13 protein-coding genes and 1 tRNA gene are annotated in these 12,216 nt (G+C 32.5%); 10 read left to right on the plus strand and 4 right to left on the minus strand.

Annotation, left to right across the window (positions count from 1 at the left end; translation table 11 throughout):
* Positions 1–168: T9SS type B sorting domain-containing protein (locus tag BUB82_RS09480; protein ID WP_143185674.1), on the plus strand; the 168-nt coding region annotated here is incomplete at its 5' end.
* Between the two features lie 55 nt (positions 169–223).
* On the opposite strand, the gene BUB82_RS09485 is transcribed toward BUB82_RS09480, so the two are convergent.
* Positions 224–736 carry an adenine phosphoribosyltransferase gene (locus BUB82_RS09485; RefSeq protein WP_073193383.1) on the minus strand — a complete coding sequence of 171 codons (513 nt, stop codon included), beginning with the start codon at positions 734–736 and terminating at the stop codon, positions 224–226.
* A gap of 85 nt (positions 737–821) precedes the next feature.
* Here BUB82_RS09485 and BUB82_RS09490 point away from each other — a divergent pair.
* The 4 genes from BUB82_RS09490 to BUB82_RS09505 all read left to right on the plus strand — a co-directional run bounded on the left by BUB82_RS09490 (position 822) and on the right by BUB82_RS09505 (position 4,526).
* Positions 822–895 (plus strand) — tRNA-Arg (locus BUB82_RS09490).
* 241 nt (positions 896–1,136) lie between these two features.
* Positions 1,137–2,969: a tetratricopeptide repeat-containing sensor histidine kinase gene (locus BUB82_RS09495; RefSeq protein WP_073193384.1), complete on the plus strand. Its 1,833-nt coding sequence runs from the start codon at positions 1,137–1,139 to the stop codon at positions 2,967–2,969.
* A complete protein-coding gene (locus BUB82_RS09500; protein WP_073193385.1) occupies positions 2,962–3,582 on the plus strand; it encodes a response regulator in 621 nt (206 codons plus the stop codon). The genes BUB82_RS09495 and BUB82_RS09500 overlap by 8 nt, the downstream gene beginning before the upstream one ends.
* 17 nt (positions 3,583–3,599) lie before the next feature.
* A complete protein-coding gene (locus BUB82_RS09505; protein ID WP_073193386.1) occupies positions 3,600–4,526 on the plus strand; it encodes a 2-hydroxyacid dehydrogenase in 927 nt (308 codons plus the stop codon).
* Here the strand turns inward: BUB82_RS09505 and crcB are convergent, their stop codons facing one another.
* Both crcB and pepT read right to left on the minus strand, forming a co-directional pair.
* On the minus strand, positions 4,527–4,904 hold the full coding sequence (crcB, locus tag BUB82_RS09510) for a fluoride efflux transporter CrcB (RefSeq protein WP_073193387.1): 378 nt from the start codon (positions 4,902–4,904) through the stop codon (positions 4,527–4,529). It lies immediately after the preceding gene.
* Position 4,905: 1 nt separating this feature from the next.
* The gene (gene pepT / locus BUB82_RS09515; protein WP_073193388.1) at positions 4,906–6,147 is read right to left on the minus strand and encodes a peptidase T; all 1,242 of its coding nucleotides are present in this window, start codon (positions 6,145–6,147) and stop codon (positions 4,906–4,908) included.
* A gap of 98 nt (positions 6,148–6,245) precedes the next feature.
* Between pepT and BUB82_RS09520 the strand changes: the two genes are divergently transcribed.
* From BUB82_RS09520 to rlmN, 4 genes are all read left to right on the plus strand, one after another.
* Positions 6,246–7,268 carry a quinone-dependent dihydroorotate dehydrogenase gene (locus BUB82_RS09520; protein ID WP_073193389.1) on the plus strand — a complete coding sequence of 341 codons (1,023 nt, stop codon included), beginning with the start codon at positions 6,246–6,248 and terminating at the stop codon, positions 7,266–7,268.
* Positions 7,269–7,877, plus strand: coding sequence for a LysE family translocator (locus tag BUB82_RS09525; protein WP_073193390.1), 609 nt, complete (start codon positions 7,269–7,271; stop codon positions 7,875–7,877). It begins immediately after the preceding gene.
* A 72-nt stretch (positions 7,878–7,949) separates the two neighbouring features.
* Complete coding sequence (locus BUB82_RS09530; RefSeq protein WP_073193391.1) at positions 7,950–8,801, plus strand: hydroxymethylglutaryl-CoA lyase; 852 nt, start codon at positions 7,950–7,952, stop codon at positions 8,799–8,801.
* Positions 8,802–8,843: 42 nt separating this feature from the next.
* Positions 8,844–9,884 carry a dual-specificity RNA methyltransferase RlmN gene (rlmN, locus tag BUB82_RS09535; RefSeq protein ID WP_073193392.1) on the plus strand — a complete coding sequence of 347 codons (1,041 nt, stop codon included), beginning with the start codon at positions 8,844–8,846 and terminating at the stop codon, positions 9,882–9,884.
* A gap of 73 nt (positions 9,885–9,957) precedes the next feature.
* Here the strand turns inward: rlmN and BUB82_RS09540 are convergent, their stop codons facing one another.
* Positions 9,958–11,136, minus strand: a complete 1,179-nt coding sequence (locus BUB82_RS09540) for a T9SS type A sorting domain-containing protein (protein WP_073193393.1) — start codon at positions 11,134–11,136, stop codon at positions 9,958–9,960.
* A 99-nt stretch (positions 11,137–11,235) separates the two neighbouring features.
* Between BUB82_RS09540 and BUB82_RS09545 the strand changes: the two genes are divergently transcribed.
* Positions 11,236–12,213 carry a polyprenyl synthetase family protein gene (locus tag BUB82_RS09545; protein WP_073193394.1) on the plus strand — a complete coding sequence of 326 codons (978 nt, stop codon included), beginning with the start codon at positions 11,236–11,238 and terminating at the stop codon, positions 12,211–12,213.
* Positions 12,214–12,216: the final 3 nt, after the last annotated feature.

The raw sequence follows: 12,216 nt of genomic DNA on the forward strand, positions 1-12,216 counted from the left end.
CGTTATGGGAAACACTTGTATAAATTAACACCAGATCAATCAGGTTGGGATGGGACTTATCAAGGTGAGGTTTTACCATCAGACGATTACTGGTTCACGATAGATTATGTAGAACCACGTACAGGAGAAAAAACAATATTTAAATCACACTTTACTTTAAAACGATAAAACTTAAGTGTTCACATTTAATCACAAAAGCTGCAATATTGCAGCTTTTGTGATTTTAATAGTTAAGTAAACTTCGGTATGGGTATTCAATAATTTTTTCTTTACCCTTTAAATCATTTAATTCGATTAAAAAATTAAGTTCAATAATGTTTCCGCCTAATTTGTTAATTAGCTTACAAGCTGCTTGTGCAGTACCACCAGTAGCTAAAACATCATCATGAATAACAAGCCTATCATTTACGTTTAAGGCATCTCGATGAATTTCAATTTGATCAGTGCCATATTCTAAATCATAAGACTGACTTTCAACATCAAATGGTAATTTGCCTAGCTTACGAATAGGTATAAAGCCAGCATTTAATTCACTTGCTAACAACATCCCAAAAAGAAAACCTCTCGATTCTATACCCACAACCTTTGTGATATGCTGATTCTTTAAAGGTTCTGCTAATTTCTTGACGACTTCTTTTGTTGCATCAGCATTCTGCAGCAAAGGTGTAATATCTTTATAGGAGATTCCTTTTTTAGGAAAGTCATGAACTGTCCTGATATATTTTTCTAATTTCATAATTAAAACAAAGTATTTCTTTGGTAAAAGTATAAAAAGAAATATATTTGCACCCGCTAAAACATATTCTATTTTAGCAAATTTAGGCCACGTGGCGCAACTGAATAGCGCATCTGATTACGGCTCAGAAGGTTGCAGGTTTGAATCCTGCCGTGGTCACAAATTATCCCCAAACATAATTTTTTATGCTTGGGGATATTTTTTTATTCCTCAATTTTAAAATCACACATCAAAAATTATAACTTTCTTAACATCAGACACTAAGTTAGAAGTATCGGTGACTTGGGTCACAAATTATTATAAACCACATCTTACATTTTTTAAGATGTGGTTTTTTTATAATCTTAAATGTAGAGTTTTTAATTCTAAAATTATATTTTAGTGTGATATTTTATTAATCATGCGGCAAATTATTTTATTGGTATTGGTTTTAAGCTCCATAGATTTTTGTTTTGGACAAACACCTGAAATAGATCGTCTTTTTGAGCGAGGAGAAGTTAAGGAAGTAAAACAGCGATTAAAAAACAATCAATTTTCACCTAATAATAAGCTGTTAATCAAAGCCAACTATTTTAATTTTACTAAGCAACTTAATGAAGGCTTCAAGACATTAGCAAAATTAGATACCCTAGATTTAACAACTGATCAGAAAGCTTATTATTTCAATATTTTAGGCGATTTATACGACCGTAATACTAATTATGATTTAGCGGTAAATCATCTTCAGCGAGCTCAAGAATTATTCTTGAAAACAGGTCATGAATTACGCTATAATGAAATTAATCTTGATTTATTTTATATTTTGCTTGAAGGCGATTTTATAGGTGAACGTACAAATTATCTTGATTTATATGCAAAGACAGCTAGAAAACTCAATAACTCTAATCAGTTAGCCAACCTTCAAATTGAACTTGCATTTAATAGTCTAGATACATTAGATAATTCAGCTTTTTTAAATTATTTTGATAAGGCATTTTATTATAACTCTTTAGATAAAAATCCTTTAACTTACGGTATGTTAAATGCTTATAAAGCATTGTTTTATATAGATGTTGAGTTTAATAAAGATTCGGCTAATGCCTATCTTCAAAAGTCACTCAAAATTTATGAAGATTTAAATCTACCAAACAAATCACTTCTTATTTATATTAATTTTAGTGAAGTAGAGCGCATTCAAGGTAATTATAAAGCCTCTATAAATTATTTAAAACAAGCTAACAACTACAGAAATCTCAGTTACGATTACGATTTAACAGCTTTTAATTATGAATTACTTGCTCAAGATTATAAGGCACTTGGTCAATACGATTCGGCTTACTATTACCTTGATGCATCAATGAAATATCGCGATAGTTTAAATATAGAAAAGCAGAATATTGCCTTAACAAGATTTGAAACAGAACGTAAAGAGAAACAAAACTTAATCTTACGGCAAAAAAATGAACGGCAACAAAACCTCATTTATGCTAGCTTAAGCGGTTTTGTTGTTGTCGTTTTTGTTTCATTTCTAGTCTACAAAAACATCAAGCGCAAACAATTAATCGCAGAACAGTCTACAGAAATTCAATTCCAGAAAAATCAGCAACTCTTAAAAGAACAAGAACTTAAATCTGTTGATGCTATGCTGAAGGGACAAGACAAAGAGCGTAAAAGAATTGCAAGTGATTTACACGACCAAGTTGGTGGAAATTTAGCTTCAATTAATGCTTATTTTTCAGTGTTAAAAGATCAAATTTCAGATCAAAGTCAACGTGATGTCTTCAATACAACTTATAATTTACTTTCTCAAACTTATAAGGATATACGTGCTTTAGCACATAAAAATAACGGCGGAATTTCAGCTGAAAAAAGTTTAGTTCGTTCTTTAAATGAATTAAAACAAACCATATCTCAACTTCATAATATACAAGTCAATCTTTCTGTATTTAATTCTGAAATTCAACTGCCATCTTATATTGAAGTTTCTTTGTTTAGGATTATACAAGAACTTTCTACAAATACCATTAAACATGCTGAAGCGACTCAACTTGATATTAATTTAAACGTTTACGAATCGTCTGTCAATATTATTATTGAAGATAACGGAAAAGGTTTTGAACCTGAACAATTAAAAACTTCAGGAATGGGACTAAGTTCAATTCAAAAACGCGTTGAAGAGCTTGGCGGTACGTTTGATATTGATGCTAAGTTAGGTCGTGGTTCAACCTTTATAATTAATGTAAATTATGATTAGAGTTGCCATAGCAGATGATCATCAATCGCTTTTAGATGGCTTTGCTTTAAAGATTAAACAAATGCCTAATTTTAAACTTGTTTTGCAAGCAACTTCAGCTGAAGCTTTATTTCTTAATTTAGAAATTTCAAATGTAGATGTTGTTGTAACCGATATTAAAATGAATGGAATGAGTGGTATTCATTTAACTAAATTAATTTCTGAATCATTTAAAAATATAGGTGTTGTGGCCTTCTCAATGTTTGATCAAATATCAGCTGTCGATGAAATTAAAGCAGCAGGCGCTTCAGGTTATGTGGTTAAAACATCGCCCTTAGAAACTTTGTTTAAAGCCATAGAAACGGTTCACAGTGGCAGAAGTTTTTATGACGAAGCTATTTCTAGTTTAGCTGAAAATAATGAGTCTTCAAATTACAAATCATTACTTTCTAATTCTGAAACAGAAATTTTAAATCTAATTGCTGAAGGAAAAACAAGTGAAGAAATTGCAGAAATTAGGCAATCAGCGTTAACCACAATTTATACCCACAGAAAAAACATCATACATAAGTTGAAGTTAAAAGGAAAAAGTGATCTTTTAAAGTTTGCCTTAGAAAACCGATTTCGTTTTTAATTCTAAAATTTTAAAAAATGTCCATAGTTTTAGTTTGTAACCATCGTGACCCAAAGCCTTGGGTAAAAGCCTTTAAGGATAAAAACCCAGATCTTGACATTCAGGTTTATCCAGACGTTAAAGATGTTAGTTCTATAAATTTTGCCATTTCTTGGCAACATGAACAAGGTGTTTTTGCTCAGTTTCCTAACCTTAAAGTTATCGCGTCAATGGGGGCTGGTGTTCACCACATTTTAAAAGATAAAACTATTCCTAAATCTGTTAAAGTCACTAGAATCGTAGATGATAATTTAACAAAAGATATGGCAGATTTTGTGCTATTAAATTGTTTATACGGTATTAGAAATTTAAAATTTCATGCTCAAAACCAACTTGATAAGCATTGGGAAATTAAATCTTATCAGCAGCCTGAAGCCGTAAAAGTCGGTGTCATGGGCTTTGGCGTTTTAGGCAAAGCAGCAGCAAAACAACTTAAGCTTAACAGATTTAAGGTTAATAGCTTATCAAAAAGTCGAAAAAACATTGAAGGTATTACCAGTTTTATAGAAGATGAACTTGACCAATTTCTAGCTGAAAGCCAAATTTTAGTTTGTTTATTACCGATTACTGAAGGTACAAAGGCTATTTTAAACTATAATAATTTAAAGAAGCTTCCTGAAAATGCTCAAGTTATTAATGTAGCAAGAGGTCAACATATGGTTGAAGATGATTTAATTCAACTTTTAAACGAAGACCATCTTTCATTAGCTTGTTTAGATGTTTTTCAAACTGAACCCTTACCAACAGAATCTAAATTGTGGTCTCATCCAAAAGTTTCAGTAACACCTCATGTAGCTAGTATGACCGACCCTAATTCTGTGGTTAATCAAATTTTAGATAATTTCAACAGGATGGAAAACAATAAGAGACTTAAAAATGAGGTAGATAGAGAAAAAGCTTATTGATTAAAATTTGGTAATTAAAAATCCTACAGCTACAGCTAATAAACCAACCACTAAACTGCCTACAGCATAGATTAAAAATTGAAGATAATCGCCTTGCTTAAGTAACAGAAAATTATCGTAACTGAAACTTGAAAAAGTAGTAAAACCGCCACAAAAGCCTATGACAGCAAAGCTAATTAGATTTTGATTTTCAGGTTGCGATTTTAAAACATAACCTAATATAAGTCCAATAAAAAAGCTACCAATAACGTTAACACTGAGCGTTCCTAGATTGAATTTTATTAACTGATAGCTATTCATCAAGTGGCTTAGATAATAACGAACTATACTGCCTAAGCCACCACCAATAAAGATTAATAAAATACTCTTAAAGGACAATTTAATTAGATTTTTTAGCCGTTAATTCGGCTATTTTAATGATAACTTCTGTGGCTTTGATTAGATTTTCTAAAGGTAAATATTCAAATTTTCCATGAAAATTGTGTCCGCCAGCAAAAATATTAGGACATGGTAAACCCATATAACTAAGCTGCGCGCCATCAGTCCCACCGCGAATAGGTTTTAAAATAGGCGTAATATCTAAACTTTTCATGGCTTCTTCGGCAATATCTACAATATGTTTTACAGGTAAAACCTGTTCTTTCATATTAAAATATTGATCGTTCACTTCAACTGTTATGGCATCTTCACCATATTTGTCTTTTAATAATTGACCAAGTTTGTAAATAAGCTCTTTTCGGGCTTCAAATTTTGTTTTATCATGGTCGCGAATAATGTAATGTAGATAGGCTTTTTCAACTTCTCCATTCATATCAGTTAAATGAAAGAAGCCTTCATAACCTTCAGTTTTTTCAGGGACTTCATTTTTAGGTAAACTTTCTACAAATTCAGTCGCCATGTACATAGCATTCTTAAGTTTTCCTTTAGCATATCCTGGATGTACAATACGACCGTGAAAGTGTATTTTAGCTTCAGCGGCATTAAAATTTTCGTATTCTAATTCTCCTATTTCACTGCCATCCATGGTGTAAGCATATTCTGCACCAAATTTTTCAACATCAAATTTATGTGCGCCACGGCCAATTTCTTCATCAGGGGTAAAACCAACTCTTATTTTTCCGTGTTTAATTTCAGGATGTTTAATAAGATAAGCCATTGCTGAAACAATTTCAGTGACGCCAGCTTTATCATCTGCACCTAAAAGTGTTGTTCCGTCTGTCGTGATGATAGTGTTACCGATGTATTTGTTAAGGTCTTCAAAATAGGCTGGAGAAAGTATAATATCTTTGGCTTTGTTTAAAATTATATCGCCACCTTGATAATTTTCATGAATTTGTGGTTTAACATTGGTACCCGAAAAATCTGGTGAGGTGTCAAAATGAGAAATAAAACCAATAGTTGGGACCTCATGACTTACATTAGACGGCAAAGTAGCCATGATGTAAGCATTTTCATCTATGCTAACGTCTTCTAGACCAATGTCTAATAATTCTTGATGTAGCTTTTTGGCTAAATTCCACTGCTTGTCTGTGCTTGGCGTCGATTTGGAGTGAGGATCACTCTGCGTGTCAATAGTTACATAGCTTATAAAGCGGTCAAGTAATTGTTTGGTGTCTAGCATCAGAAAAATTTTAGGTAAAAATACAGATTACATATGCTTTAAACCAATTATTTTTTAAAAAGCCTTTTAAATAGATTACTTTTGCTAAAACTTCAGCAGTGTATAATTCTCTTATAAAGCCTTTATTATTTCAGTTTGATCCCGAAAAAATTCATTATTTCAGCTTTAAGTCAATCAAGTTGTTGCATAAAATTCCATTTGTTGATCAACTCATTCGGAAACAGTTTTGCATACATTCTAAATCCTTAGAGCGAGAAGTTTTTGGAATTAAATTTCCTAATCCTGTTGGTTTAGCTGCAGGTTTTGATAAAGATGCAAAACTGATTAATGAATTGAATAACTTTGGGTTTGGTTTTATTGAAATAGGAACCTTAACCCCAAAACCCCAAGCTGGGAATCCCAAAAAACGTTTGTTTAGATTAATTGAAGACGAAGCTATTATTAATCGAATGGGATTTAATAATGAAGGTGTTATGGCAGCTGTAAAACGGTTGAAGTCTAAAGGTGAAATTATTATCGGTGGTAACATCGGTAAAAATAAAGTAACACCAAACGCTGAAGCTATTAACGATTATGCGTATGCTTTTGAAGCTTTGTTTGAGGTTGTAGATTATTTTGTGGTTAATGTTAGTTCACCAAATACACCAAATCTACGTGAACTTCAAGATAAAAGACCACTAACCAATTTATTGAGTCATTTAAAAGAATTAAATGCTAAAAAATCTAATCCAAAACCAATTTTGTTAAAAATCGCACCAGATTTAAATACTGCTCAACTTATAGATATTATCGATATTGTAGAGCAAACAGAAATTGATGGCTTAATAGCAACAAATACCACAATTAGTCGAGATGGATTGCAATCAAAACACAAAGCCGAAGCAGGCGGATTGAGTGGTAAACCTTTAACAAAGCGCTCTACAGAAGCGATAAAATTTATTAAAGAACATCAAACAGCTAGGTTTCCAGTCATTGCAGTTGGAGGTATAATGACAGCTCAGGATGCACTCGAAAAGTTAGAGGCTGGTGCCGATTTAATTCAGCTTTATACAGGTTTCGTTTTTCATGGGCCAAAACTGATCAAGTCTATTAACAAAGCAATTTTAAAGCGTAATAAATAAATGTTAGCTCAACTGAGTAGCTTTTTATTAGCCTCAATTTTATTAACCTTAGCACCAGGACCAGATATTATCTATGTGTTAAGTCAAAGTATAGCTGGTGGTTTTAAGCGTGGACTCATCATTGCAGCTGGTTTAGTAAGCGGTATTATTTTTCATACGAGTTTATTGGCTTTTGGCGTTTCTGCACTTCTAATAGAATTTCCACAAGTATTTTTTACGTTAAAGTTAGTAGGAGCAGTTTATTTAATCTATTTAGCTTATCAAGTTTATAAGTCACCATCAGCTGAAATTCAAATAACTAAAGGGTCAAAATCATTAAATAATTATTTCAGAAAGGGATTGATTATGAATTTAATTAATCCTAAAGTGAGTTTATTTTTTTTAGCATTTTTTCCTGGATTTTTATGGAATGAGACAGAAAATACCATTTATCAGTTTTACCTACTTGGTGGTGTTTTTATGTTGCAAGCTTTTGTGATTTTTAGCTTTGTTGCCTTTTTTTCAGATCGTTTAGCACAATATTTAAAACATCAAAAGCATTTTGGTGATAGCATGAAATATTTTCAAATCGTTATTTTTTTGCTTATTGCGGTTCTAATTTTAGTATAAGTGTAATCAGATTAAAAATTTAGTGATAATCTTTCAAAACTTGTATATTTGACGTCAAGTTAAAAAAAGCTTATGAGTCGTGTAAAACTTATTGAATGCCCTAGAGATGCTATGCAAGGGATTAAACCTTTTATTTCAACACAACTCAAAGCTGATTATATTCAATCACTTTTAAAATGTGGTTTTGATACCATAGATTTTGGTAGTTTTGTATCACCAAAGGCCATACCGCAAATGCGTGACACGGCTGAAGTTTTGTCTAAGTTGGATTTAACAGAAGCCTCAAGTAAGCTTTTAGCTATTGTAGCAAACCTTAGAGGTGCCAAAGACGCTTGTCAATTTGAAGAAATTGATTATCTCGGCTATCCATTTTCAATTTCTGAAAATTTCCAAATGCGAAATACGCACAAAACAGTTGCTCAATCAGTTGAAGTTTTACAAGATATCATTAACATTGCACATCGTTCAAACAAAAAGGTTGTCGCTTACTTATCAATGGGTTTTGGAAATCCATACGGCGATCCATGGAATGTTGACATTGTGGCTCAATGGACCCAAAAACTGGCTTCAATGGGTGTAGAAATTTTGTCTTTATCTGATACTGTGGGCACTTCAGATCGTGAAACTATTGCTTATTTGTTTTCAAATTTAATTCCTCAATATCCAAAAATAGAATTTGGCGCACATTTACATACCACACCAGATCAGTGGTTTGATAAAGTAGATGCAGCTTTTCTTGCAGGTTGTAAAAGATTTGATGGTGCTATAAAAGGTTTTGGTGGTTGCCCAATGGCAAAAGATAAGCTCACAGGAAATATGCCAACCGAAAAATTAGTCTCTTATTTCAACAAAAAAAATACTGACTCTAATATCAAGATGACTAGTTTTGAAGCAGCTTATAACAAATCTTTGGAGGTTTTTTAACTAAAGTTAGTCACTTCATTATTTCTCTTTTACCTTTGCAATGTGAAAGCAACTAAGAAAGATATACGTGCACTAAGTAAAAAAGACTTACAAGACTTTTTTGTATCTCAGGGAAAAAAAGCCTTTCGTGGCACACAAGTTTATGAATGGTTATGGCAAAAGTCCTGCTATAATTTTAATGAAATGACAAATATTTCGAAAGAAATTCGTGCCATGCTTGATGCAAATTTCGTGATTAATAATATCGAAGTTGATACCATGCAGCGCAGTCAAGATGGTACTATTAAAAATGCCGTTAAGTTACATGACGGCTTTACTGTCGAGTCTGTTTTAATTCCAACTTATTCGCGGACAACAGCATGTGTGTCATCTCAAGTTGGGTGTAGCTTAGATTGTAAATTTTGTGCAACTGCACAACTCAAGCGTTTAAGGAATTTAAATGCAGATGAAATTTATGATCAAGTTGTTGCGATTGATCGAGAAAGTCGTTTATATAACAACATGCCATTATCTAATATTGTTTACATGGGAATGGGAGAACCACTCATGAACTACAATAATGTTTTAAAATCGGTTGAAAAAATCACTTCTCCTGAAGGCTTAGGGATGTCTCCCAAGCGCATTACTTTATCTACTTCTGGAGTTCCAAAAATGATTAAAAAGTTAGCTGATGATCAAGTTAAATTTAATTTAGCGGTCTCTCTGCATTCAGCCAGAAATCAAGTTAGGACGCAAATTATGCCGTTCAATGCCAAATTTCCATTAGAAGATTTAGCAGAATCTTTAGAATATTGGTATCAAAAAACTGGTAAAGCGGTAACATACGAATATATAGTTTGGGATGGAATAAATGATTCTCGCGAAGATATTTCAGCCTTAATCGAGTTTTGTAAAATTATCCCTTGTAAAGTCAATTTGATTGAATATAACCCAATTGATGATGGTGTTTTTAAACAAGGTTCAGATGCTTCAGTAGCCCAATATAAAAATGCTTTAGAAGCTAATCGAATTACAGTAACATTACGTCATTCTAGAGGAAAAGATATTGATGCAGCTTGCGGTCAATTAGCAAATAAACATTAAAATTATAATTTTAATAATTAAAAAAACCCAGCATTTCTGCTGGGTTTTTTGTTAGATTTAATTTAATATCTAATTACTTTACAAACTTGAAAGTTTGAGTTTGACCGTTTATGCTAACTTTAGAAATAAACATACCATTGTTAAGTTCATTTAAATCAACATTAACTTTAGAATTGTTAGGCTGTAAAGTTTTTACAACTTGACCTAGCATATTATAAATTTCAACTTGGTTGATTTGATTGTTAGAACTGATAGATAAAACGTTGTTAGAAACAAAGTATTCAAATACTTTTTCTGCTTCAATTTCAGTGTTGTTAAGCGTGCTATCAGTTGTAAAAGACCATACTGTAGGATCACTTGATGGACCACCAGCACAGTTTTGAGGAATTACAGTCCAATAATAAGTTGTACTTACTTCGAAATAATTTTGGCCAGGTAGAAAAATATTCCCTGGATTATTAGTTGAAAATGTTCCGCTTATTGTATTTCCTTCAGGGTCAAGTGTAGGATCGTCACTAATAACAATTAAGTAATCAGTCACGGGACCACCAGTTGCTGGAGCATCCCAACTAAAAGAAAGTTGAGTTTCGTCATTATCAGTCGTAGTCACCACAACATTAGAAGCAGCATCAGCTGGCATTGGGTTAATTGTTATGCCTGGAGCTGCATCAGTACATTGAAATACCTCAACATTATCAAAAGCCCAGCCCCATGACCAATTTCCAGACCAGACAAATCTAACTTGGGCATTAGAAACACCTGCTAATTCTGATGTCACGTCAACTTCAACGTTTCCAAATTCAGAATCGTTTTGATCGCCGCCTGGTGGAGTGGTGTAAGATTCAACTTCTACCCAGGTTGTACCATTATAAACTTCAACAGAAGCCTGCCCGCCAAACCCAGCTGTAAAAAAATGACTATATTTCAATACAACGCTAGTTAAACTTGAACAGTCAAATACTGGACTTTCTAAAGCAGCGCTTTCTGCTGGACCATCACCATATCCATCACTATCGAATAATGCGTAATTTCCTGAAAAATTGGCAGCATCATAGTAAATAGTATTTGGTGAGTTATATCCAACGGCTTCACCATTTGTTCCAATTGTCCATATTTCTCCATTTCCTGCAATATCGTTATTATTCCAACCTGTTGGAATAGAAGTACTGCTTTCAAAATCTTCCGTAAGGACTACTTGAGAGTATCCTAATGAAAACATGCATAAAGAAAATAATAAAGTAATTTTTTTCATAGTGTGTGTATTTATAATTTAGCGGTAAATATAAATAAAGTTTAAGTTAATAAAAGTTTAAGCTTGTTAAAATCTAATAAACTTTGGTATTTTTGAGACATGAAAGTCGTCTATCAAATTAAGCAACCTATCGCCCATGAAATGGAAGTTTTTGAGAAAAAATTCTCTTTATTTATGTCTTCTAAAGTTGCGCTTTTAAATAAAATTACCCATTTTATTGTTAACCGAAAAGGAAAACAAATGAGACCGATGTTTGTTTTTTTAGTTGCTAAAATGGTGTCTGATGGTGAGGTAAATGACCGTACTTATCGCGGTGCTTCAGTAATAGAATTAATACATACCGCTACTTTAGTGCACGATGATGTGGTTGACGACAGTAATCAACGTCGTGGTTTTTTTTCGATCAATGCGTTGTGGAAGAATAAAATTGCCGTTTTAGTTGGTGATTATCTCTTGTCTAAAGGTTTATTACTTTCAATTGATAATGATGATTTTGATCTTCTTAAAATTATTTCAGTGGCCGTGCGTGAAATGAGTGAAGGTGAATTATTACAAATAGAAAAGGCGAGACAACTTGATATTACTGAAGCTATTTATTATGAAATCATCCGGCAAAAAACAGCAACATTAATTGCAGCTTGTTGTAGCCTTGGTGCAGCCGCTGTAAAACCCAATTCATCTGATGTCAACGATATGCGAAAATTTGGCGAATTAATTGGTATGGCTTTTCAAATTAAAGACGACCTTTTTGATTATGGACAACACAAAATAGGAAAGCCTACTGGCATTGATATTAAGGAGCAAAAAATGACTTTACCTTTAATATATGCGCTTAATCAAGCTTCAAAGAAAGATAAAAATTGGGTTATTAATTCTATCAAAAACCATAATAAAGATAAAAAGCGCGTTAATAAAGTAATAGATTTTGTAAAAAATTCTGGAGGTTTAGATTATGCCACCTCAAAGATGCATCAGTTTCAGGATGAAGCACTTCAAATTTTAGCCCAATATCCTGAATCTGATTATAAGTCATCCTTGAAATTAATGGTAGATTATGTGATTAATCGCGAAAAATAAATT

This window comes from Psychroflexus salarius, assembly GCF_900129035.1.
GTDB lineage: Bacteria > Bacteroidota > Bacteroidia > Flavobacteriales > Flavobacteriaceae > Psychroflexus > Psychroflexus salarius.